The sequence below is a fragment of the Paraburkholderia sp. BL10I2N1 genome (genome assembly GCF_004361815.1).
In the GTDB taxonomy this organism is placed as follows: Bacteria; Pseudomonadota; Gammaproteobacteria; order Burkholderiales; family Burkholderiaceae; genus Paraburkholderia.
The window spans coordinates 441,901-466,287 of sequence record NZ_SNWA01000002.1; the positions used below are offsets into that span (position 1 = coordinate 441,901).

The 24,387-nt window shown below is 61.8% G+C and carries 17 protein-coding genes; 10 read left to right on the forward strand and 7 right to left on the reverse strand.

All coding sequences use genetic code 11. From position 1 onward, the window contains the following. Window positions 1-8 precede the first annotated feature (8 nt). Window positions 9-953: a hypothetical protein gene (locus B0G77_RS23950; protein ID WP_133664559.1), complete on the reverse strand. Its 945-nt coding sequence runs from the start codon at window positions 951-953 to the stop codon at window positions 9-11. A 484-nt stretch (window positions 954-1,437) separates the two neighbouring features. Here B0G77_RS23950 and B0G77_RS23955 point away from each other — a divergent pair, with 484 nt between their 5' ends. The 3 genes from B0G77_RS23955 to B0G77_RS23965 are packed head-to-tail and all read left to right on the forward strand — an operon-like array spanning window position 1,438 to window position 4,255. Then, the gene (locus B0G77_RS23955) at window positions 1,438-2,805 is read left to right on the forward strand and encodes a tetratricopeptide repeat protein (RefSeq protein ID WP_243751190.1); all 1,368 of its coding nucleotides are present in this window, start codon (window positions 1,438-1,440) and stop codon (window positions 2,803-2,805) included. A gap of 54 nt (window positions 2,806-2,859) precedes the next feature. Continuing rightward, entirely contained in the window at window positions 2,860-3,942 is a 1,083-nt protein-coding gene (locus B0G77_RS23960; RefSeq protein ID WP_133664561.1) for an IS630 family transposase, read from the forward strand. 13 nt (window positions 3,943-3,955) lie between these two features. Further along, window positions 3,956-4,255 carry a hypothetical protein gene (locus B0G77_RS23965; RefSeq protein WP_133664562.1) on the forward strand — a complete coding sequence of 100 codons (300 nt, stop codon included), beginning with the start codon at window positions 3,956-3,958 and terminating at the stop codon, window positions 4,253-4,255. Between the two features lie 394 nt (window positions 4,256-4,649). On the opposite strand, the gene B0G77_RS23970 is transcribed toward B0G77_RS23965, so the two are convergent. Further along, window positions 4,650-7,403, reverse strand: coding sequence for a UPF0182 family protein (locus B0G77_RS23970; RefSeq protein ID WP_133664563.1), 2,754 nt, complete (start codon window positions 7,401-7,403; stop codon window positions 4,650-4,652). Window positions 7,404-7,924: 521 nt separating this feature from the next. Here B0G77_RS23970 and B0G77_RS23975 point away from each other — a divergent pair. Then, window positions 7,925-8,173, forward strand: coding sequence for a hypothetical protein (locus B0G77_RS23975; protein ID WP_133664564.1), 249 nt, complete (start codon window positions 7,925-7,927; stop codon window positions 8,171-8,173). Window positions 8,174-8,219: 46 nt separating this feature from the next. Here the strand turns inward: B0G77_RS23975 and B0G77_RS23980 are convergent, their stop codons facing one another. From B0G77_RS23980 to B0G77_RS23990, 3 genes are all read right to left on the reverse strand, one after another. Beyond that, a complete protein-coding gene (locus B0G77_RS23980) occupies window positions 8,220-11,369 on the reverse strand; it encodes an EAL domain-containing protein (protein ID WP_133664565.1) in 3,150 nt (1,049 codons plus the stop codon). Continuing rightward, window positions 11,366-12,160 (reverse strand): transporter substrate-binding domain-containing protein, encoded by a 795-nt coding sequence (locus B0G77_RS23985; protein ID WP_133664566.1) that lies wholly within the window; start codon window positions 12,158-12,160, stop codon window positions 11,366-11,368. The genes B0G77_RS23980 and B0G77_RS23985 overlap by 4 nt, the downstream gene beginning before the upstream one ends. 314 nt (window positions 12,161-12,474) lie before the next feature. Beyond that, window positions 12,475-13,554 carry a LacI family DNA-binding transcriptional regulator gene (locus tag B0G77_RS23990; protein WP_133664567.1) on the reverse strand — a complete coding sequence of 360 codons (1,080 nt, stop codon included), beginning with the start codon at window positions 13,552-13,554 and terminating at the stop codon, window positions 12,475-12,477. A gap of 240 nt (window positions 13,555-13,794) precedes the next feature. On the opposite strand from B0G77_RS23990, the gene ugpC reads away from it, so the two are divergent. The 6 genes from ugpC to B0G77_RS24020 all read left to right on the forward strand — a co-directional run bounded on the left by ugpC (window position 13,795) and on the right by B0G77_RS24020 (window position 22,647). Further along, the gene (ugpC, locus tag B0G77_RS23995) at window positions 13,795-14,958 is read left to right on the forward strand and encodes a sn-glycerol-3-phosphate ABC transporter ATP-binding protein UgpC (RefSeq protein ID WP_133664568.1); all 1,164 of its coding nucleotides are present in this window, start codon (window positions 13,795-13,797) and stop codon (window positions 14,956-14,958) included. A 132-nt stretch (window positions 14,959-15,090) separates the two neighbouring features. Continuing rightward, window positions 15,091-16,320: an extracellular solute-binding protein gene (locus B0G77_RS24000; RefSeq protein ID WP_243751385.1), complete on the forward strand. Its 1,230-nt coding sequence runs from the start codon at window positions 15,091-15,093 to the stop codon at window positions 16,318-16,320. Window positions 16,321-16,402: 82 nt separating this feature from the next. Further along, window positions 16,403-17,308: a sugar ABC transporter permease gene (locus tag B0G77_RS24005; protein ID WP_133664569.1), complete on the forward strand. Its 906-nt coding sequence runs from the start codon at window positions 16,403-16,405 to the stop codon at window positions 17,306-17,308. Between the two features lie 18 nt (window positions 17,309-17,326). Further along, window positions 17,327-18,178, forward strand: a complete 852-nt coding sequence (locus tag B0G77_RS24010; protein WP_133664570.1) for a carbohydrate ABC transporter permease — start codon at window positions 17,327-17,329, stop codon at window positions 18,176-18,178. Between the two features lie 27 nt (window positions 18,179-18,205). Next, entirely contained in the window at window positions 18,206-20,170 is a 1,965-nt protein-coding gene (locus B0G77_RS24015) for a beta-galactosidase (RefSeq protein WP_133664571.1), read from the forward strand. Next, window positions 20,167-22,647: a beta-galactosidase gene (locus tag B0G77_RS24020; protein WP_243751191.1), complete on the forward strand. Its 2,481-nt coding sequence runs from the start codon at window positions 20,167-20,169 to the stop codon at window positions 22,645-22,647. The genes B0G77_RS24015 and B0G77_RS24020 overlap by 4 nt, the downstream gene beginning before the upstream one ends. A 49-nt stretch (window positions 22,648-22,696) precedes the next feature. Here the strand turns inward: B0G77_RS24020 and B0G77_RS24025 are convergent, their stop codons facing one another. Both B0G77_RS24025 and B0G77_RS24030 read right to left on the reverse strand, forming a co-directional pair. Continuing rightward, window positions 22,697-23,458: an ABC transporter permease gene (locus tag B0G77_RS24025; RefSeq protein ID WP_133664572.1), complete on the reverse strand. Its 762-nt coding sequence runs from the start codon at window positions 23,456-23,458 to the stop codon at window positions 22,697-22,699. Further along, window positions 23,455-24,381: an ABC transporter ATP-binding protein gene (locus B0G77_RS24030; protein ID WP_133664573.1), complete on the reverse strand. Its 927-nt coding sequence runs from the start codon at window positions 24,379-24,381 to the stop codon at window positions 23,455-23,457. Before B0G77_RS24030 ends, B0G77_RS24025 begins: the two co-directional genes overlap by 4 nt. Window positions 24,382-24,387 lie beyond the last annotated feature (6 nt).

The following is a 24,387-nucleotide window of genomic DNA, read 5'->3' on the forward strand; positions in this document are numbered from 1 at the left end:
GCTGCGGATTAACGATGCGAATCCGAATCCCTGTCTCGCTGGCTTGTCGTGCCATGCTGCTGATAACTCAGGCGCTGAAAGAACAGACTCACACGGACGAATGGATTCGGCTTGATCTGCGGCGTCGAAGGGCGACGATTCTGGGTGGCGTGATGGTTCACCTGAAGAGGCCTGGTTGATGCCTGCTGCGGTGCGACGGAATACACCGCAGGTGCCGCCTCGGCCTTCGACGGAACGGGCGCTGCGGGCGGCGCGGGCTCGACACTCACCACCGAAGTGGCGCGAGCCACAGGCGCCGGCGATACCGTGACCTGAGCAGGCAGAGCAGTCTGTGTCATTGGCGCTGCTGCGGGTGCGGTTATCTCAGGCGCGTGCTGAGAGCTTGCCATCGCTTCGACGTAGCCGCGCTGGTCATGGTTGAACCAGACGCCGTACGCGCCGGTCCCCACTACCCCGACGGCTATCGCGCTTGCCGACGCAGCCCAGAGCGTCACGCGGCCGAACCGCCCTCGCTGTGCAAGCGGAATGTAACCCGCCTCGATACGGGCATCGCCCCCTGGACGGACACCCAGATCCGGCAAGCCAGCCTCTGTGGATATCGCAAGCCGCGTCGAATCGCTTCGGCTGATCGTTCGATAGAGTCCGTTGACCCATGGGTGAAGCCGCCGGGACCGTCTGAGAACGATGATGAAAGTAACGACGGCACACATCAGCGTGTTCGCCAGATTCATCCAGAACATCGGGTTTGTGACCCCGCGGCTCATTTCGAGCAGCATCAGTGCGAACGTACCGTTGCTAAGCGCCCAGCTTCCCCAGCTCAAGAGGCTGTAACTGCGCACGTCGACTTCCCGTTCCAGCAGTTTGCTGATGGTCGGAAGGTACGTGAGGACGCGTGCACCATTCCAGAAGAGAAACATCGCGCTAAGTACCTGGATGTAGAGTTCGTGAGACATCTTCAATCCTTTGCCATGCGTGCAGGGCTGGACATGTGGTTCACCGCTCGCCTGAGACATTCCATACGTGTCGCTTTATCACCCCCAAAGCCATACCAAAGTTATACAAAATATTCAGCGACGGCGGCGCACCTCTTCCGTCGTGTCCCTGACTCCTTCTCGACGCAGCAATACGCCCGATCACCAATAACACCATACACGCCGTGTCTTGAGCAGCCGAACTTCCGACAATAAAGCGTTGGCCACGCGACAACACCTTCCGCCCCCTCTTCTATCGCTAAAGAGCGGTAACCCCTCTACCGGCTTGCGTTTGACGAAGTTGGCATGGTCGATGCTACGTGTCTATGGCCAAGTCGCGGACTTGCCAACGCTGAGTGGACTGAGGTGCGTCATGTCGAGTGTTCAACGTCAAGGTCGCAGGACCGGGTGGCGAGGACTGCCACAATCCCGCCGAACGGCCGGAAACCGTAACAGTTTGAAAATCATGAAACACATCCTGAACGGATTGCGCGCCGCGGGATGGATCGGCCGCGGACCCAGCGCGTTGTGGCCGTACGTGCGCCCGTGGGTGTTTGGCATTCTGACGATCGCCTTTTTCTGCTTCGTCGCGCAAGGCGTATTCAAGCGACATTTACTGGTCCCTCCGGTGGAAACGCCTCCGTCCCTGATCGAGCGCGGTTACACGTCGAATTTTCTCGCGGAGAGGGTCATGTCCGCCATGCAGGAGATCGGGCGTGACGTGGGGTCCATCCCGCACGACGACATGATGGCCAACGACTCCCGGCCCGATATCCAGATTCCCGGACAGGAGATGTCCTACGCGTCGACAGTCCGCTTCCTCAAAGGGTTCGTCGGCCGGGAAGATGTGGTTGTCAATATCGGCATCACCAGACTGAATGGCGATCCCGATTCGTACGTTGCGCACGTGCGGATCGCAGGAGGTCTCTTTGATTCCCGCGAGGATGTGGTGTTTTTTACGGGACGCGATCTGGACAAGTTCGTGCCTGAGATCGCCGCAAAGGCAATGCAGCTCGCCGAACCGAACATACTGGCGGGCCATCTCTTCACGCAGGCGCAAAAGAAGAAGTGCTCGCCGGCCGAATGCGATTATCACGAGATCGTAGGCATCTACGACGAAGTGCTTGCGCTGCCAGCTTCCCAGCAATCGGAATGGGCGCTTGCCGGTAAAGCCTGGTTGCTGACGAGGCAGGATCGTTCACGAGACGCGGAAGAGCAATCCCGTGACGCACTTCTCACGTACCCGCATTCGGCCATTCTGCGGGCCGCCCTCGGGATCGCCCTCGAACAGCAGCACAGGATTGACGACGCGATTGTCGTACTCAGGCAAGGCGCTCAAGAGAAATCGAAGACAGCTGAAAACCTGCGTCTGCTCGGCGACGTGCTCCTGCATGCGCATCGCTATCCAGATGCATTAGACGCGTTCAAGGACGCCTGGCGCATGAACCCCGACTCAGTCGACACGCTGCACGATTGGGGCGAGGCCCTCGTAGCAGTCGGGCGATACGACGATGCGATCGACAGGTTGTCCCGCGCGGTCGCGCTTCGCCCTGACCTTGCTCCCTCGTATGTCGAATGGGGTCGTGCTCTGGAACAGAAAGGCGATCTGGCCGCCGCGGCACGCCGGTATGCACAGGCGTCGCGGCTCGATGAACAGGCGGTGTCGCCTCATGAAGAAAGGATCGCTCGCCTTGCCAGGGAGTATCGGGAGGTCAGACGCTCTGACGTCCCTGCTCCCGATGCCAAAGCAAGACCGCGTTCGAATCCGTCGGAACAGGTCCTGTTCGAGGCGTATCTGTGCCCAGACGGATGGAGCGCCACGTTGACGGGCTAGTACAACATCCCGTAAATAGGTTGAATAATTAACTGCCTCGGATATCATGTCTGGATGAGTCGAGGCCGCCATGCAACGCCAGTGAAGCTGGCGAATAAAGAACGACAGGAACTGCTATCGCTGATTGAGCGGAAAACGGCTACGCAGCGAGATGTGATGCGGGCGCGTATCGCGTTGTGGGCCCACGAGGGTCACTCCAATACGGTGATTGCGCGGGAACTGGGTGTCTCGGTGCAAACGGTCTGCCTGTGGCGCAAGCGCATTGCCCGGCAAGGTGTCCTGGGTATTCGCGAGGGCGAGCGCAGTGGCCGTCCGCCACGCATCACGCACGAAGCGCGACTGCAGTTGATTGCGCTGGCGTGTGAAGCACAGGAACCTGAGGGACGGGTCACGCCGACACTCGACGAGATTGCGGCGCGTGCCGTGGAGCGTGGCGTCGTCGGGCAGATCAGCCGCAGTCACGTGCAGCGCATTCTGCAGGCCGGCGACGTACGCCCGCACCGGGTCCGGCAATGGCTGCACAGTCCGGACCCGGCCTTTCGCGAGAAGGTCAACGTGATTTGCAAGCTGTACCGCAAGGCGCCGCGAAACGCGGTAGTGCTCAGCATCGACGAGAAGACCGGCATTCAGGCCATTGAGCGCAAGCACCCGGGACGGGCACCCGCGCCAGGACGGCTGCGTCGCCGTGAATTCGAATATATCCGTCACGGCACCCAGGCGTTGATTGCTGCGCTCGATGTGCATACCGGAAAGGTGTTGGCAGAGTGCCGCGAGCGGCGCACCCAGGACGATCTGGTAGCCTTCATGGAACGCGTGGCAGCCGCGTACCCGGACAAACAGGTGCACGTGGTTTGGGACAATCTGAACACGCATCGCGCCCAGGCCGTCTGGCAGGCGTTCAATGTGCGGCATGGCAAGCGGTTTCATTTCCACTTCACGCCGTTGCACGCAAGCTGGGTCAATCAGATCGAACTCTGGTTTGCCCGTTATACGCGCCGGGTGCTGCGCCATGCCAGCCACACCAGCACCGCGCACCTGCACGAGCGCACCGGGCAGTTCGTCGGCGAGCACAATCAGGCCGCACGCCCCTTCAAATGGAGTTTCCGGGGCTATCCGCTGCAAAGCGGTGCATCGTAATCGAGGAACGCAGATGCCAGCTGTACCCGCCAAACACCACGCTGCTGAACTGCAGCGTCAACTGCGCAGCCTGCTCGGCCATGAGCAGATTGTCACGCAAGCCTACGGGCGCCACTTGCTGATCAAACGTCTGGACGATGAGGAGCCAACCGTCGTGGCGCGCCTCACCGAGCTCGGCCGCAATCGATATGGCGCCGCCTTTCGCAGCCATAGTGGGCGTTGGGAACCGCTGCCGGGCACGGGTTCGCTCGACGAAATGGCCGACGTGGTCGTCACGCTCCTGCAGCCTTATTTGCAGCCCGATAATTATTAAACGTATTTGCGGGATGTTGTACTAGTACGCTCGTGACCGGCTCAAGGCTGCCGTGGCCGGTCACCGCGACGACCGTGACACTGCAGGCGTTGTTCCATCGAGAAAGGAGGACCGCTATGTGTCCGATATGCCTTACGACCGTCGCTCTCCTTGGATCGGCGGCGACATCGACCGGCGGCCTGGCCGCGCTCGCTGTAAAGAAGCTTCGCGCGCGCAGTGACAAGACGCCGGACTACGCTTCACTGAACACTCGAGGAATTGGCGGCGAGCCACAGAAACATGAGGCTGGTGCCGGGCCGCACGCGATGGGAGCAGGCGAATGAGGACGCCGCACGTCAACTGTTTCGGGCCTCCGTCAGCACAATAGCAACACGGCTCGATATTCAGTCCCAGGTCACTTCTGGTCCGCGGGACGGCCAGCACCGAGCGCATCGAGCAACGGCCGCAGAGCATCAAGTTCCGAGCCGAAGCCGGTCCAGTCTCCCGCCTTCAGTCGCTCGATGGCGCGGTCATAGTGGGCCAGTGCCTCGCGGGCGCGCGCGTCCGCCGTGCCCTGGGCCGGCGATGCTGCTCGCGCGGTCTCCCTGAAGAGCGCCGCCAGGGCTTCACCCAAGGTTTCCTCCATCACTACACGGTCACCATAGGCGGCGATCACCCGCTTCAACTCGGGCAACTGGCCGGACGCCGCACGCAAATAGAGCGGGGAGACATAGAGAATCGAGTTCTCGATCGGCACAACCACAAGATGACCGCGAATCACGCGTGAGCCCATCTGGTTCCACAGCGAGATCTGCTGCGAGATCTCGGTATTTTGCTGAATGCGTGCTTCGATTTGAAACGGCCCAAAGACCAGCCTGTCCTTTGGGAAGGTGTAGACGATGAGCTTGCCGTACCCGGCCGGATCGCAACGCGCCGCCAGCCAGGCAATCATGTTCTCGCGCTGGCTCGGCACCATCGGCAGCATGAGGACGAACCCGGCGCGCGCGTCCCCGGGCAGTCGCATGATCATGTAGTACGGCGGCATTGTGCCGGCGGCGTTCCCACCATCTATACCGGCCAGTTCCCGAGGGAACTGCCACAGGTCCTCGCGGTTATAGAAGACTTCCGGCGCATCCATATGGTAGGTGCGATAAATTTTCGCCTGGATCAGGAACAGATCCTCAGGATAGCGGATATGCTGCCGAAGCTCCTGTGGCATCGCATCCAAAGGCTTGAACAAACCCGGAAAGATGCGCTCGTATGTCCGCAGGATAGGATCGGTGGAATCGCTGACGTAGAAGTCGACCGTGCCGTTGTACGCGTCGACCACAACCTTGACCGCGTTGCGAATGTAATTGGCGCCGTCGCCGAAACCAGGCTGGGCGTAGGGAAACCACTGGCTCGTGGTGTACGCGTCCTGGATCCAGAACAGGCGCCCGTCGCTCGCGACGATATACGGGTCGCGGTCGAGACCAAGGAACGGCGCGATCGTGCGCACGCGCTCCTGAATGTTACGGTGAAGCAGGATCCGGCTTTCGTCCGTGATATAGCCGCTAAGCAGGATGTTGGGATCGTCGAACTCCCAGGCGAAGAGGCTGCGTCGCGCCACGCCGCCGATGGCAACGCCGTCGCGCCCGCTGTAAGTGCTATAGACGTTATCCGCCCCTTTGGGATAGTCGAATTCGGGCACGCTGCCCTTCACGATGACGTAGCCCGGATTGCCTCCACCAAAATAGAGGCGCGGTTCGTGGATGGTCGGGCCGCCTTTGGCGACGGGCGGGATATCCTGCAGATAGAAGGAAGGCAAGCCTTCGGCGGATTTCTCGGTGACCGGCGACATCACGACGCCGTTGCCATGCGTGAAGATGAGATGCAGGTTCACCCAGGTCTGGGCGTTGGGCGGAAGCATCGCCGGCTCCAGTTCCCGCGCCGACAGCATCACCTGCCTGTAACCGCTATCAAGCCCGTAGCGATCGATGTCTACAGAGAGAAACTTGTAGTAAGTCCGGATCTCCTGCAACTGTGCGTAGGTATCCAGCAGCGGCTGCACATCCCACAGGCGGATGTTGTCGATGGTCGCGCGATTGGCTTCAAGCGAGGCGAGAGTCAGCCCCTGCTCGGCAGCAAACGGTCTGACCGCAATCTGCGCGAGGCCGTAAGCCTGTCGCGTCAGCGCGATATTGTGTTCGATATAGGGCGTCTCAAGGCGCAGTTCGCTCGGTTTGACATAGAAGCGCTGAAACAGCGCCGGATAGATCAGCGCGAACACAAACGAACTGCCGAACACCAGCAGCGCGAGGGCGGCAGGCAGTCGATAGCTTCGCGTGCGCATATTGACCCACATGGCGACGGCTGAGGCAGCCGCAAGGCCCACGAGTACCCACAGGACCGGCAATTCGACGTGCACATCGGTATAGCTGGCGCCGACCACGACGCCGTTGTCGCCATAGAGCAGCAGAAAGCGGTCGAGCCAATAAGACCAGGCCTTCAGCACAAAGAACAAACCGAGCAGTGCCGAGCCATGAGTGGCCGCGGCGGACGAGAGCTTCCGTGGCGGCCGCTCTAGCGCGATGTCGCCGCGCAATCCATAGACCGCACCTGCCACGATCGCACTGCAGAAGAGCACTCGCAGCAGCCAGTTCTTGAGCGCGACATACACGGGCAGTGAGAAGAGATAGAAGCTGATATCCCTGCCAAAGATCGGATCGTGCTCGCCATAAGGTACCTGCTGAAGGAAGCGAAGCGCGATGTCCCAGTTTGAGATTTCGCTGCCGGCGATAATCAGCCCAAAGACGACAGCGGCGCCCGTGATACTGGAGCGCCAGGGAACGCGCGGCGCCACCAGTTCGGCCAGATCGCCGGTGGCTTCCGTCACGACCGACAAACTGCGTACTCCCGCTTGCGAGGGATAGACAGCCCTCGCGTAACGATGCGCCAGGAACCCCGACACGCCGATCGCGCCCGCCGAGGCAGCGAACACGGCGACAAACAGCAGCACCCTGGCGAAAAAGACCGTCCAGAAGACCCCGACATAGCCGAGCGAAGAGAACCACAGCCAGTCGACCAGAATGCCTGTGATACGCCCGACGACAATCAGGCAGGCGAGGGCGGCCGCAGCCATAATTGCATAACGTCTCAGGCGCACGCCGGACCTCACTTCCGATCGCATCGCCCCCTCCTTTGCTGGCCCGTCACATGCTCTGCTGCGGCCGGATCATTGCGCAACGCTGACCTGCCTGGAGCGCGGCGGAATGGCTGTTGACGCAACCCTGATTGCCCGGAATAGGCACTCAACGACCTGCGCGAGGCGAGCCAGGATGAGGCAGGTTCAGGCCTGTTGAATGATTGTAGTCCGGTCAGTCAGAAGCGATCGGCATCGCTATCCGAAGTTAGACCGCGAATGACTGTGTCCCGAACGCCACCGGTTGGGCGATGGATTTCAAGCGAGCGACTCATGGTCAAGAGGAAGGCTACCGCGCGCAATCAGCCGTTCATGGTCGCTCCGCATGACGCGACGCCCGCGCCAAAAAACTTACATAACCTTTAGTTTATCGTTACCGTAAAAAACATTAACTATCGCAAATTTTTGTTCCGCCCTACTCTCTAATCATCCCTTCACACCGCGCCTCGGTCGCCGTAGTCGAACCGCCGACAGCGTAGTCAGGGAAGGTGAGGTTGAAGGAGAGTGTCATGAACACCGCCGAGAAGTCCCTGCACTATCTGGTCGAAAAGTGGCTTGCACCCACTAAACTGGCGCGGATCCGGGTAGTCCAGTTTGGTCGTATGCAAAATGACAGTCGGCGCTACGTACACGTCGAGGCATCGGCTCCGACCGGCTCGCATGCAATTTTTTTCTTTCGGCACGATGACGGCTGCTGGCGCGTATTTCCGGCCCGGATCGCACGACCGTCGATGACGGGTTATCGGCTCGCCGCCTGATCTGCGTCACCCTCCCGGCAAAGCAACCGACCTGGCTATCCCGATCTCACTCAACCGTCCAGCCCTGCTCCTGCCCCGACAGTTCAGAACACATCCGCCGCCCGGAATCAAACCTGCTCACAAACGCCTCAAAGCCCTCGACAGGCAGCGGCCGGCAGAAGTAATAACCCTGATACGCATAACATCCCGACTCAGCGAGCAGGTTTCGCTGAGCCTCGGTCTCGACGCCCTCGGCGATCACCTCCAGACCAAGACTCTGACCAAGCGCCACGATCGTTCTGGCGATCACGGCATCGTTCGGATCCACAAGAATGTCACGCACAAACGAGCGATCGATCTTCAACTGATCCAGCGGCAAACGCTTCAGATAGGAAAGCGACGAATATCCGATACCGAAATCGTCCAGTGAGAAGACCACCCCGGTGGCCTTGAGCGCACGCATCTTCCCGGTGATATCGAGCACATTGTCGACGAGCACGCTCTCAGTCAGTTCCAGCTTGAGCCTGCTCGGGTTGGCCCCCGTCCGGCTGATGACAGCCAGCACCTTGTCGACAAAATCAGGCTCACGAAATTGGTGAACGCTGACATTGACCGCGATCGTCAGACGCGCCATTTCCGGCTGGGCCGCCCATCGCGCGAGTTGAAGACAGGCGGTTTCCAGCACCTTGTTTCCAAGCGCGAAGATCAATCCGGTTTCTTCGGCGAGAGGAATGAAATCGGCAGGCGCTACGATTCCACGCTCGGGATGCTGCCAACGCACGAGTGCCTCGGCGCCCGTTACGGTATTGCAGGCTGTGACCTGTGCCTGGTAATGCAGCAGGAACTGATTTTCTTCGATCGCCTTGCGCAATCCCGCCTCCAGAGCGGCGCGCTCCACCACCACAGTCTGCATCGCCGGATCGAAGAAGCACATCGCGTTGCGCCCTCTCTCCTTGGACTTGTACATGGCAAGGTCGGCCTGCTTCAGGAGTTCGTCGATGGAAGCCTGATGCCCACTAAAGACGGTCGCGCCAATACTCGCGGTGCTGCGATATTCGACGCCATCGAGTCGATAACTCTTGCCGAGCACGGCGAGGATTTTTTCGCTCATCGCTTCAGTCTGGCTGGCCGCTTCCTGGCGGTTCTCGCTCAGGCTTCCCAGCACGACGACGAACTCGTCGCCCCCTACCCGCGCTACCGTGTCACCCTCACGCACGCTCTCCGAGAGCCGGTGCGCCACCTGCTGCAGCAGGAGGTCTCCCTTGTCGTGGCCCAGCGTATCGTTGAGCGTCTTGAAGTTGTCGAGATCGATGAACAGCAGGGCGCCGGAGGCTTCGCTCTGGGCACTGACCGCAATGGCCTGCTTCAGACGATCCGCCAGCAGGGTGCGGTTAGGCAGACGGGTCAAGGCATCGAAGAAAGCCAGTTCCTTGATTCGCTCTTCGGCAATCTTGCGTTCGGTAATGTCGTGATGCGTGCCGACATAGTGCGTCACCGCCCCGTCGCTCCCGGTCACCGCGGCGATGGTGAGCCATTTCGGATAAACCTCGCCATTCTTGCGACGGTCCCAGATCTCGCCCTGCCAGCCGCCCACACGGTGAATCGAATTCCACATCTCGCGGAAGAAAGCCGCGTCGTGATAACCCGACTGCAGTATTCGCGGCGTGCGGCCCACCACCTCGTCGGCGGTGTAGCCGGTACACTCGGTGAAGGCCGAATTCACGCGCAGGATCGTGCCGTTCGAATCGGTGACCATCATGCCTTCCAGCGAGTCGAACGCGACCGCGGCGATGCGAAGCTCGGCCTCGACCTGTTTGCGCTCGGTAATGTCACGCCCGCTAGTCCGGATACCCGTGAATACGCCCCTCGCATCATGGATGGGAACCCATGAGACGGAAAACCAGACGAACGAGCCATCCTTGCGAACACAACGAAACTCAAGGTCGTCGCCACGCAAACCCTGAAGCCCCTTCAGAAGCTCAGGCACGACACGCGGCCTGTCCTCGGCGTGGATCAAGGTGCCGGTGAAGTCGGGCATCGCCATGCACTCGTCCACGGTATAGCCGGTGTACTCCTCAACGGACGGATTGATCCAGCGGGGTTTGCCGTCCAGCCCCCACCAGACCTCCAGGTTGACCGTGCAGTCGGCGATCGCGCGGAATTTCTCCTCGCTCTCGCGCAGTTCGCTGGTCATCTTCGAGGCGAGCCGCATGGCACGGCTGCGACCGGTCACCATGACCCAGGCCAGCAGCGCCAGCAACAGACTGAGGCCCGTGCCGGTGCAGGCAATCAGCGTTTCGGCGTTGCGGCCGAACCGGGTCTTGAAATCGTTGTGGGCAGTCATGGAGAGCATCCAGTTATGCCCGTTCACGACCAGATACTCGCTCGCTGAAACGGTTGAATCCGGGTGCTGTCCTTTGGCGCCGGACGAGTGATACAGGAGCGCCGCCGCCGACTGCTGGACGCCATCATAGATCGTCAGGGAGAGTCCGGCCGGTTGCTCGCCATAGAGACTTGCGATCACGTCCCGCATACGGAACGAAGCGGAGACCCAGCCGAGCAGGTGCGCCCGGCGCTGGGCGACGGTGTCCTGCGGCTTGCCTCGCGCATACACCGGCAGGAACATCACAAAACCGGGTTGCGCATCCTCCCCGGTGTCCACGGCCAGTTGAACCTTCCCGGATACGATCGTCATCCCGGCGTCGCGGGACTCCTCCATGGCTTGCCGCCGCACCGGGCTCGCCCAGACGTCGAAGCCGAGTACCGAACGACTCCCGCCCACGTACGGTTCGCGCTGGACGATCGGGGCGTAGTCTTCGCGCAGCCCCTCGGGCCGGATGGTGTAGTGGGGCAAACCCAGCTGGCGCATCGCGGCGATATGGGCGTCCCTGTCGGCCGCGGGCACCCACTGGACAACGGCGAGCCCCTGGATGCCGGAAAAGTTCGCGTCGAGGTTGATCGCGCGGACGTACTCGCGGAATTTGTCGCGATCCAGCGTGCCCGTCGCGACGAACATGGCCTGCACGCCCCGCAGCATCTGCTCGTAGGTCGCCATCCGCTGCTCGATGCGGGTGACGGCGTCGCCCAGCGCGGAGTTGAACTGTGTGAGCACTTCACGCCGTGAGGCCTGCCGCTCGTGATCCCAGAGTGTCCACGTCACGCCGAGCCCGGCGGACAGGATCAGCAAAGGCAGCAGGACAAGGCGTACCCAGCTCACGGCGGCGTCTGGAAATCGACCATGGAATCGGCCAGGTCGGGTTTGAAATATTTCTCGAAGATCCGGCGCACCGTGCCATCCGCGCGCATCTCATTCACCAGGTCGCGCCACTTCTGCTGCTCCGCAGGCGACAGCGCCTTCTTCGACATGATGAGACCGTGCGGCACCGCTGGGTCGTTGAACTCGACGATCGTAGTGACGTCGCGAATCCTCTTTGCGTCGATCGCCGGGTAGTCGAAGGGCTCAATGATCATGCCCTGGATGCGCTGCAGGATGAGCGCCTCATACAGGGGTTCAAGGCCGCCAGCCTGGCTCACGCGGTTGGCGGCCGCAAGTGTGTCCACCAGCTGGTTAGCCGAGTCGCTATAACGGAAACTGCGGATGACACCAAGCTGAAACCGGTCGTTGTGTTCGAAGTCGGACAGCTGGCGTATGCCGGAATCCTTGCGCACCAGCAGATAGTATTTATTGCTGAAGTACCAGGCGAAGGAGGCGTACCGATTGCGCTCGGCGTTCGCGATACCGGACAGGCTGAAATCGAGCGCGCCGGATTCGATCAGTGTCCAGATGCGCGCGCGCGACATAAGACTCACTCTGACCTCGCAGCCGCTGCGGCGGATCAGTTCGTCGGCGAAGTCCTTGTCGATGCCGGTGTCGGTGTCGAGCGAATAAAGCAGGCCGTGATCGTGCAGCGCGAGCGTAAATGGACGTGAGCAATCAGGACCGCTCGCGACGGCCGTGCCAAGGCAGCACAGCGTCAGGAGCAAGCCGCCAAGTGCGTGTCGTATCACAGTGTCTCCAGTGCAATAAAAGATGACTCAACAACGACAGTCGTTTCTATCGACAACCATTTTGACTACACGTCCAGCCATGTGGTCACTTTGAAGACGGCAATCCAAGGCGAACATGTTGCACCGATGCCAGGCTCGCATCTGCGCGCACCGGAGACCAGAAGTCCCCGCGCGCAAATGCTCCAAACGCGTTTACGGCACCACCGGGAAGTTCTTGAGGGGTATTTGCAACGTTTTCAAAGATTATTCTCGAGCAAACGAAAGCACGCCGCAATGCGCTGGCGGCCGGGTACCTGAAAAATACCCTGGCTGCCTCAGAACGTCTTCACTTTTGTCTTCGCCTTTTTGCGGGTCTTCGCCCCTGCTCCCGTCCCCGCTTTCGTATTCCGGCACGTGGACTCCCTCACGACGAGCGTCGGTTGCGGCCCCAGCACCATGGCGGGCGACGCTTCAGCGCTGCCCTTCTGCATCAGCCGGATCAACAACTCGATGGACAGGTCGGCGATCGCGGTCGTGTTGATCGCGACCGTGGTCAGCGCCGGACGAACCTGATGCGCGAGCTGGATGTCCGTGATGCCGATCACCGACACATCCTCGGGCACGCGGCGGCCCAGCGTCGTCAGCGCCTGGATCGCGCCAATCGCAAGCAGATCGTTGGTTGCAAAGATGGCCGTCAGGCCGGGGGCATTCGTCAGCAACTGCATGCATGCCGCATAACCGGCGTCGATCGTATCGCGGATCTCCAGTACGGCCGCGTTGTCCGGCTCAATGCCCGAAGCCCGGATGACTTCGCGAAACCCCGTCGCCCGGGCGTCCTGCAAACCGCCGCAGCCATCGCCGACCAGCATGCCGATGTCGCGATGCCCGAGTTCCAGCAGATGCTCCGCCGCCAGCGCGCCCGCATGAGAAAAGTCGACGGCGACACAGGGCACGGCCGGCGGTGCCTCGGGGTGTTCCCACAGGCTGAGCACGATCGGCGCGCCGAGCGCAGCCGATTCGCATAACTCATTGATCGCAATGTCGGTGTTGAGCACGAGCACGCCTTCGGCGAGCGTACCGGCGATCTGCGTGAGATACGCACGGCCGGTTTCGGCGTCGTCGTCGGTGTTGCAGACCATCAGGAAATAGCCCTCGCGGCGCGCGGCCCTTTCGGCCGCGAGTACGAACTCCGGATAGAACGGGTTCGCGATATTCGAGAGCATCAACGCAAGCGTCGACGACCGCCCTTCGGCAAGCGCCCGGGCATTCAGGTTCGGCCGGTAGCCCAGTTCGCGAATCGCGCTCAGTACGCGCTCCGCTGTTTCCGGACGAACCTTCTCACGGTTGCGCAGCACGTTCGATACGGTCGCTGCCGTGACTTTCGCCCGACGCGCCACTTCGCTCAGCGTAACCATGACGACCGCATCCGGGAAAACGCGCAGTTCGGCTTGACACGACATCCCACATTCAGGGAAGTACAACCAGATGTTGCGTAGCCGGGGGAGGCTTTGTTAAGTTTCATGACAAATATCCAGGAGACAAGCATCGTGACTTCAATTCCCACCTTCGAATTTAAGCGCTTAAATCCCCGCCGCGCAAGCGTTCCGGCATTTTTTTTCTGTCAGATTTAAGCGCTTAAATCGAGGAGCGGAACGATGTCTGCGATCAGTCTCAAGCATGTTCAGAAGTCCTACGGCACTCACTCGCCGGTGATCCGGCAACTGAATCTGGAGATCGCCGAACACGAGTTCTGCGTTTTCCTCGGCCCGTCGGGCTGCGGGAAATCCACGCTGCTGCGGATCATCGCCGGCCTCGAAGATCTGAGCGAAGGCGAACTGCACATCGGCGGCCAGTTGATGAATGGCGTCCTCTCGGCGGAGCGCGGGGTCGCGATGGTGTTCCAGAGCTACGCGCTCTTTCCGCACATGACCGTTTTCGAGAACATGGCCTTCGGGCTGCGTCTTGCCAAAACGCCCAAAGACGTGATCGAGCGCAAGGTGCGCGAAGCCGCGCGCACCTTGCAGCTCGACGCCCTGCTCGATCGTCATCCGAAAGCGCTCTCGGGCGGACAGCGTCAACGCGTGGCGATCGGCCGCGCGATCGTGCGCGAGCCCGGCGTGTTTCTGTTCGACGAGCCGCTATCCAATCTCGACGCTGCGCTGCGCGGCCAGACGCGCATCGAAATCGCGCGGCTGCATCAGCGTTTCCCGCAAGCGAGCGTCGTCTATGTGACGCACGACCAGGTCGAAGCCATGACGCTCGCCGACCGGATCGTCCTGCTGCATGCGGGCGCCGATACGCAGCGCTTTGGCAGCATCGCGCAGGTCGGCGCGCCGCTCGAGCTCTATCATCGTCCGCGTTCACGCTTTGTCGCCGGTTTCATTGGCTCGCCGCGGATGAATTTCATCGACGCAACGGTCGATGCGATCCAGTCGGGCCGCGTCATCGTCAAGCTGCTGCAAAGCGAGGAAACGCTTGCGGTCGACGTCGATGGCATACGTCTCGTGCGCGGCCAGTCAGTGACACTCGGGATTCGGCCGGAACACGTGCGCACCGACGGCGAAGGCCAGGCGATCCGTGGTGCCGCCACACTGACCGAACAGCTCGGCGAACACAGCTACATTCACGTGGATTACGCAGGGGGCGCCCTTGTTGCCAAGGCACCCGGCGATGCGGCGGCGCAGTCTGGCGAACGCATTACGTTGCGCATTCCTGCTGACGCCTGTCATCTGTTCGACGCCGACGGCATCGCGCTGGAACGCACCGTGACCGAACCGGCACTGCCGGAGCGGGCCGTAGGGTACGAGAAGGTTGCATGAAAGGACGCCAGCCGCAGAGCTGGCAGGATCACCCGTCCGCACCACGCGGCCGGCACACAACGTAGTCAAAGGAGACAGCAAGTGAACTCAAGCCGCATTAGCCGCCTTACACACTGCCGGCCTGTCCGTACCGTGGCCCGCGCATCCGCCGCCGTCGCGGTAGTCGCCGCCCTGCTGTCGGGAGTGAGCGCCGAAGCCGGGCAGTTGAACATCAACGTGTCCGCGCGCGGAAACCAGCGCTCGACGTGGCAGGACGCCTTCGACAAGTTCAAGAAGGCCAACCCCGACGTCGACCTGAAAGTGACTTACATCACCGAGGAAGCGTACAAGGTGCAGATGGGCGGCTGGCTCGCGACCGATCCGCCTGACATCGTCTCCTGGCACGATGGTGAGCGCATGGCGTACTACGCACAACGTGGCCTGCTTGAAGATCTGTCGTCCGACTGGAACAGGAACGGCTGGAACCAGCAATACGCGTCGGTGAAGGACGCCTCGACATACAACGGCAAGCAGTATGCGGCACCGCTTGGCTATGACGCGTACGGCTTCTTCTATCGCAAGGATCTCTTCGAGAAGGCCGGCATCAAGGGCGAGCCGAAGACGTGGGACGAGTTTCTCGACGCCGCGAAAAAGCTGAAGGCCAGCGGCGTCGCACCGATCGCGGTCGCTGCGCGGGACAGCTGGACGCTCGCCGCATGGTTCGATTACCTCGATCTGCGCATCAACGGCAACGCCTTTCACCAGAAGCTGATGGCGGGCGAAATCCCGTACACGGACCCGCGCGTGAAGAAGGTCTACACGACGTGGAAGACGCTGATGGATGACCACTACTACATCGACAACGCCCTCTCCTACGATCTCGACTCGATCGCACCGTTCCTCGTGAACGGCAAGGCCGCGATGATGCTGATGGGCACGTTCTTCTCGGCGAGCATTCCGGAATCGATCAAACCGCAAACCGGCTTCTTCCGCTTCCCGGTCGTCGACGCCAACGTGCCGACTGCCGAAGACGGTCCGGTCAACGTGTTGCTGATCCCGGCAAAGGCGAAGAACAAGGCCGACGCGCGGCGCCTGCTCGCCTTCATGGAGTCGCCTGAAATCAACGCGGATCTCGCCCGCGGCTGGGGCCAGCTGCCGTCGAACAGCAAGGCGACGGAACCCGACGATCCGATCTCGAAGGTCGGCTTCCAGACGCTTGCCAATACCACCGGCGGCATCGCGCAGTTCTACGATCGCGACATGACGAAAGAAATGGCCGACGAAGGCATGAAGGCGATGCAGCAGTTCTATAGCGACCCGTCGCAACTCGACGCGCTGCTCGATCGACTCGAAGCGACGCGCAAGCGCATCTACAAGAAGTAACGTCACCGTCCTCCCGGAGCAGGCAGCATGGGCTGTCTGCTCCGGGGAGGTGCTTCAGCGCGGACTTTACGAGGCCATTCGAATGTCCACTTCAGCAGCCCGCAGCCTGCCGGCCGCTCGGGGCCGGCGTACGCCGAAAACCCGGCGCAGGCAGCATCGTGCGGCATTTTTCTTCCTGTTGCCCGCGTGCGCGCTCTTCAGCCTGTGCGTGATCTATCCGATCATCAGCAGCATCACGCTCAGTTTCTATAACTGGGATGGCATGACGCCGAAGAGCTTCGTCGGCTTCGCGAACTACGTCGAACTGTTTCATGCGGATGTCTTCTATGTCGCATTGAAGAACAACCTGATCTGGCTCGCCCTCTTCCTGCTCGCGCCGCCGCTCGGCCTTGTGTTCGCGCTGTATCTGAACCAGCAGATCAAGGGTATGCGCGTCGTGAAGTCGCTGTTCTTCGCGCCGTTCGTGCTGTCGGGCGTCGTTGTCGGGCTGGTGTTCAGCTGGTTCTACGATCCGACGTTCGGGCTGCTGCGGATGATCGTCGGGCATGGCATTCCCGTGCTGGGCGATCCGCATACGGTCACCTTCGGCATCGTCTTTGCCGCACTGTGGCCACAGGCGCCTTACTGCATGGTGCTGTATCTGACCGGGCTCACTGCCATCAATCCGGAAGTCGTCGAAGCCGCGCGCATGGAAGGCGCGAAAGGTGTACGGCTTCTCTGGCACGTCATCCTGCCGCAACTGCGGCCCGCCACTTTCATGGCCGTCGTGCTGACCGTGATCGGCGCGCTGCGCAGCTTCGACCTGATCGCGGTCATGAGCGGAGGCGGTCCGTTCGACAGCTCGACGGTGCTCGCCTATTACATGTACGACCAGGCCATCAAGTATTACCGCGAAGGCTATTCGGCGTCGATTGCGGTCGTCCTGTTCGCCATCATGCTCGTCTACATCGTGTTCCACCTGCGCCGCATGTTGCGCGAAGAACGCTGATCTACAGAGGACTTCGTCATGTATCCGCTTCCCGTCGAACGCTGGAAACCATTCAACCGCGCGCTGTACAAGGCGTCGCTGCCGCTCGCGCTGATTGTGTGGCTGCTGCCGATGCTCGCCGTCCTCGTGACGTCGATACGCTCGTCCGACGAGCTTTCGCAAGGCGACTACTGGGCCTGGCCCAAACACTTCGCGCTGTGGGAGAACTACGGCGCGGCGCTCACGCAGACGCCGATGCTCCACTACTTCGCCAACAGCGTGCTGATCACGGTGCCTTCCGTGATCGGCGCGATCGTGCTGGCCTCGATGGCGGGCTTCGCCCTCGCGACCTACCGCTTTCGCGGCAACACCGCCGTGCTGTTCGCGTTCGTCGCCGGAAACTTCGTGCCCGTGCAGATCCTGATGATCCCCGTGCGCGACATGGCGCTGAAAGTCGGCATCTACAACACCGTATGGGTGCTGGTGATCTTTCACGTGTCGTTTCAGACTGGTTTCTGCACGCTGTTTCTGCGCAACTTCATCAAGCAGTTGCCGTACGAATTGATCGAGGCCGCGCGCGTGGAAGGCGCAAGCGAATGGACGGTCTACGCGCGCATCGTGCTGCCGCTGATCCGTCCGGCGCTGGCCGCGCTGGGCATCCTCGTCTTCACCTTCGTGTGGAACGACTACTTCTGGGCGCTGTGCCTCACGCAAGGCGACGATGCCGCGCCGATCACGGTCGGCGTCGCCGCGCTCAAGGGTCAGTGGACGACGGCATGGAACCTCGTCGCTGCCGGTTCGGTACTGGCCGCCCTGCCTTCCGTGCTGATGTTCTTTGCGATGCAGAAGCACTTCGTCGCCGGTCTGACCTTCGGTGCCAGCAAGGGCTGATCCCCCATTCAACAAGAGAGAATCCCGATGCAGCTAGGTGTTTGCTACTACCCCGAACAGTGGCCCCAGTCGATGTGGGCCGACGACGCACGACGGATGGTCGAACTGGGCATCACGCACGTGCGCATTGCGGAGTTTGCGTGGAGCCGGATGGAGCCGAAGGCCGGCGAGTACACATGGGAATGGCTCGACGAAGCCGTCGACACGCTCGCGTCCGCCGGACTCAGGATCATCCTCGGCACGCCCACCGCGTCGCCGCCCAAATGGCTGGTCGACGCCTGGCCGGAGATCCTGCCCGTGCGCGCCGACGGCGCACGCTGGAATTTCGGCTCGCGCCGCCACTACGATGTATCGAGCGGGCGCTATCGCCGCGAATGCCTGCGCATCGTCACCGCGATGGCCGAACGTTACGGACGGCACCCCGCGGTGATCGCATGGCAAACCGACAACGAACTGGGCTGTCACGACACCGTGCCGAGTTATTCGGATGCTGCGCGCACGCGCTTTCGCGCGTGGCTCGCGCGCCGCCATGAAACGGTCGGCGCGCTGAACCGCGCGTGGGGCAACGTGTTCTGGAGCATGGAGTATCCATCGTTCGACGCCATCGAACTGCCGAACCTCACGCCGACTGACGCGAACCCGAGCCATCTGCTCGACTTCCGCCGTTTCATGTCGGATGAAGTCGCGCAGTTCCATCGCGAGCAGGTCGAGGTGCTGCGGCGCTTTGCGCCCGGCGTGGATGTCCTGCACAACTTCATGGGCTTCTTCACGACCTTCGACCACTACCGTTTCGTTGAAGACCACAGCGTCGACGTCGCCGCATGGGATAGCTATCCGCTCGCCCGCACCGAGGTGATCGCGTTACCGGAGGAAGACAAGGCCCGCTATGCACGTACCGGCCACCCGGATGTGTCCGCATTCGATCACGACCGCTACCGCGCGATCGGCGCCGGGCGCTTCTGGGTGATGGAGCAGGAGGCCGGACCGGTGAACTGGGCGCCGTGGAATCCGGTGCCCGCGCCCGGCATGGTCCGCCTGTGGGCCTACGAGGCGTTTGCACATGGTGCGGAGCTGGTGTCGTATTTCCGCTGGCGTCAATGTCCGTACGCGCAGGAACAGATGCATTCGGGCCTTAACCTGCCGAATAACGAGCTTTCGCCCGGGGGCCGTGAAGTCGCGCTTGCCGCAAAGGAAATTTCGGACTCTTCGGTGCTCTCCGGTCTCGCTCCCGTCTCGCGCGCTGAAGTGGCGCTGGTGTTCGACTATGAGACGCAATGGATGTTCGAGATCCAGCGCCACGGAAAAACCTTCGACTATCAAACGCTCGCGTTTGAGTACTATCAGGCGCTGCGCGAAATGTCGCTCGACGTGGACATCGTCCCGCCTCACGCGGACTTCTCGTCATACAGACTCGTGGTCGTGCCGGGTCTTGCCGTGATCACTGACGCACTCGTGCAGGCGATCCGGCGATCATCCGCGCAATGGGTGTTCGGGCCGCGCAGCGGCTCCAAGACCGCAGAGTTCGCGATTCCGGCCGAACTGCCACCTGGCCTGCTGCAAGCTGCGCTGCCCGTCCAGGTGCTGGAAGTCGAATCGCTGCGCCCGACCCTGCAGCCTGCGACGTCGATTGGCGGCGTCGCTGGAATCGCAGTGCACTGGCGCGAGCATCTGCAGCCTGGCGCTGAAGCCGAAGTGCTGGCGAGCTTCGACGACGGCTGGCCCGCCGTCGTCGCCCACGACCGGGTGCGCTATGCGGGCGCCTGGTTCGACCGTGCGCTGCATCGTGCGCTGCTCGAAGGCGCCGCGCGCGACGCCGGCATCGAAATCGCGACGCTTCCCGACGGCATTCGCCTGCGCCGCCGTGGCAACGTGACCTTCGCGTTCAACTTCGGGCCGGATACCTCAAGCGCACCGGCGCCGGCCAACGCGCGCTTCGTGCTGGGCGGCCGCGAGCTTCGCACAGCCGACGTCTGCGCGTGGGAGAACCCGTGACGAACCGCGTCGAACGCATGGCCATGGCCGCGCCGGACGCGGCCATGCTGGGTAGCAGTGCGGCCACGGCCCGGATGGGCACGGTCACGCTGCTGACCGTCGACGCCAGCCAGCCAGCCCAGGCGCCCCGCAGCAGCACGCTGCGCATGGGTACCGACACGAATCCAGACGGCGGCACGATCGGCATCAACAGCCGCTACCTGACACGCGATGGCGCACCATGGCTCCCCGTCATGGGCGAGTTCCACTACTCGCGCGTGCCCGAAGCACAATGGGACGACGAACTGGCGAAGGTCAAGTGCGCAGGCATCGAGATCCTCGCAACGTACATCATCTGGAGCCATCACGAGGCCGAGGCAGGCCACTTCGACTGGAACGGACCCCGCGACCTGCGACGCTTTGTCGAGACCTGCGCGCGGCAGGGCCTGCTGGTGTTCGTGCGCATCGGCCCGTGGGTGCATGCCGAGGTGCGCTATGGCGGCATCCCTGAATGGGTCGTGAACCAGATGCCCTCCCGCTCTGACGATCCCATGTACCTCGCTCACGTCGAGCGCTTCTATCGGCAGATCGCCGCGCAGCTCGAAGGCGAACTCTGGAAAGACGGCGGTCCGGTGATCGGCGTGCAGCTCGAAAACGAGTACAACCTCACGGGCCCGAACCAGGGTGCCGCGCATGTCGCGACCCTCAAGCATCTCGCCGTCGACGCCGGACTCGATACGCCGCTCTATACGGTGACCGGCTGGGACAACGCGGTATTTCCACACCGGGAAGTCACACCGGTCTTCGGCGGATATCCGGATCTGCCGTGGGCAACGACGAGCATCGCATCGCCGCCAAACGAAGTCTATGCGTTCCGCTTTACGAGCCGCGTCGGCGGCGACCTCGGCGCGCAGACCAAAGGCGGGGCGGCCGGCGACGCCGACGCTGTCACCCATGAAACGCCGTTCCTCGGCGCGGAATACGGCGGCGGTGTGCCGACGATGTACCGGCGTCGTCCGGTCATCGATCCGGACGACATCGGCGCGATGTTGCCGGTTCAGCTCGGCTCCGGGGTGAACCTGTACGGCTACTACATGTTCCATGGCGGACGCAATCCGCCTCACCTGCTGCACGGACAGGAATCGACCGCCACGGGTGGCTGGAACGACCTGCCTGTTGTCAATTACGACTTCCAGGCGCCCTTCGGATCGAACGGCGAGGCGCATCCGGTGCTGGGCAAGATTCGTCCAATGCATCTCTTTCTGCACGAATGGGGCGCGGCACTCGCGACGTACACGGTCTGTCAGCCCGATCTCACACCACGATCCGCCGACGATCCCGACACGCCAAGGTTCTCGGTCCGCGCGGATGGCGAACGGGGTTTTCTGTTCTTCAACAACCACGTGCGCCAGCATCCGCTGCCCGTTCGGCACGGCGTGCGCTTTGCCGTAAAACTGCGGGACCGGACGGTGACGTTGCCTGCAGAACCGGTCGATATTCCGTCGGGGACGTATTTCGTGTGGCCGGTCGCGTTGCCTCTGCACGACGCGCAATTGCGCTACGCGAGCGCGCAACCGATGACGCGGCTAACCACGCTCGCGGGCGACACCTGGGTGTTTCGTGCTGCCGATGGCATTACGTCGGAGTTCGCGTTCGAGACGCGCAGCGTGAAAAGCATCACCTCGGACAGCGGCCAGAATGTGCCGGTACGCGTGGTGGATGACGCGCTGGTCGTGAACCTCAGCCCTGGCGACGCCATTTCCGTGACGACAGCCAGCGGCCGCCGGTTCATGGTCGCCCTGCTGTCGCAGCGCGACGCGGAACGTGCGACGGTCGTGCCGATCGAGGGTGCGCGCCGCCTCGTCATCACCGACGCAACCGTGTTCGAGTCGCACGGACAACTGGTGCTGCGCTCGGTCGGTGATTCGACGTTCGCCCTCGGCGTCTATCCGCCGCTCGATGCGAAGCCACCGTCAACCCTGCCGCTTGACGCACTGCCCGATGCGGGAATTTTCCAGATGTACACGGCCCATGCGGATCCGCATTCCGGCACGGTCGCTGTGAATCAGATACGCGGTGCAGCGGAAGTACCGCCGATCGCCCACGGCGGCCCGGCGAACGCGAGCGTCGAACCGCTGCCAGAGACGTACGGCAAATCCGCCGCGTGGCGCATCGCCTTGCCTGCCGATGCGACGAAGGGGCTCAGCAACGCGTACCTGTCGATCCGCTACACGGGCGATGTCGGACGACTTTTCTCCGGCGCGGATCTGGTCGACGACGATTTCTACACTGGCCTGCCGTGGAATATCGGGCTGTGCAATGTGCCGATCGATCCGGCTGTGCCGCTAACGCTCACCGTGCTGCCGTTGCGGGCGGACTCGCCGGTCTACCTGGACGAACGCTTCGACCCGCGTCAAGAAACAAGGGATCAGGTGGCGACGCTGGACAGCGTGACGCTCATCCCGGAGTATGAGATGCGGATCGGCCGCCTGACTTGAGAAAACCGGACGGATTCCACACGCATGCCCAGACAGCCATGCAGCGACGCTACGTCTTCAGCCGGTATCCGGTCTTGAATATCCACGCCACGATAGCGAGAAACACCGCGAGAAACAGCGCCGTCATGCCGAGACTGACTTCGACGCTAACGTCCGCCAGGCCATAAAAGCTCCAGCGAAAACCGCTCACCAGATAGACGATCGGATTGAACAGCGTAACGACCTTCCAGACCGGCGGCAGCATGTTGACGGAATAGAAGCTGCCGCCCAGAAACGTCAGCGGGGTGATGATGAGTAGCGGCACGAGCTGCAGCTTCTCGAAACTGTTGGCCCAGATGCCGATGATGAACCCCAGCAGACTGAACGTGATCGCCGTCAGCACGAGGAACAGGATCATCCAGAACGGATGAAGCACCTGAAGCGGCACGAAGAGGCCCGCCGTGGCCAGGATGATGAGACCGAGCGCGATCGATTTGGTCGCCGCGGCGCCGACATAGCTCACCACGATCTCCAGGTAGGACACGGGCGCTGACAACAGCTCGTAGATCGTGCCGGTGAACCGCGGAAAGTAGATACCGAATGACGCGTTGGAAATGCTTTGCGACAACAGCGACAGCATGATCAGGCCAGGCACGATGAAAGCGCCATAGCTGATGCCATCGACTTCCTTGATGCGCGAGCCGATCGCCGCACCGAACACGACGAAATAGAGCGATGTCGAGATGACGGGCGCGATGATGCTTTGCATCAGCGTGCGCCACGTGCGGGCCATCTCGAAGCGGTAGATGGCGCGGATTGCGTGAATGTTCATTGACCCTTCCTCACCAGACTGACAAAGATGTCTTCAAGAGAACTCTGTGTCGTCTGAAGATCCTTGAAACGGATACCTGAATCGTTCAGGTCTTTCAGGAGCGCGATGATGCTGCTGCGTTCGCCTTGCGTATCGTACGTATAGGTCAGCTCGGTGCCGTCGGGCGACGGCTCCAGCTTCCACGGCAGCAGTTGAGATGGAATGGTTTCGAGCGCGCGCTCCAGTTGCAGCGTCAACTGCTTCTTGCCGAGCTTGCGCATCAACTCATGCTTCTCTTCGACCAGCATGATTTCGCCGCCGTTGATCACGCCGATCCGGTCCGCCATCTCTTCGGCTTCGTCGATATAGTGGGTGGTCAGGATGATCGTCACGCCGCTGGACTTGAGCGAGCGCACCAGATTCCACATGTCGCGCCTCAACTCGACATCGACGCCCGCGGTCGGCTCGTCGAGAAACAGCACCTGTGGTTCATGCGACAACGCCTTCGCGATCAGGACGCGGCGCTTCATGCCGCCCGAAAGCGTGATGATCTTGTTGTTGCGCTTGTCCCACAATGACAGGTCCCTGAGCACCTTTTCGATGTGAGCAGGATTCGCCCGTCTGCCGAACAGCCCCCGGCTGAATGAGACCGTGGCCCACACGGTTTCGAACGCATCGGTGGTCAGTTCCTGCGGCACGAGACCGATCATGGTCCGCGCGGCGCGGTAGTTTTCGACGATGTCGTGGCCGTCCACGATCACCTTGCCTGCAGACGCGTTGACGATCCCGCAGATGATGCTGATGAGCGTGGTCTTGCCGGCGCCGTTCGGCCCTAGCAACGCGAAGATTTCTCCTCGCCGGATGCTCAGGTTGATTTGCTTTAGCGCGTGAAAACCCGTGGCGTAGGTTTTCGAAAGGTCAGATACCGAGATGATTGGCTGCATGAACGA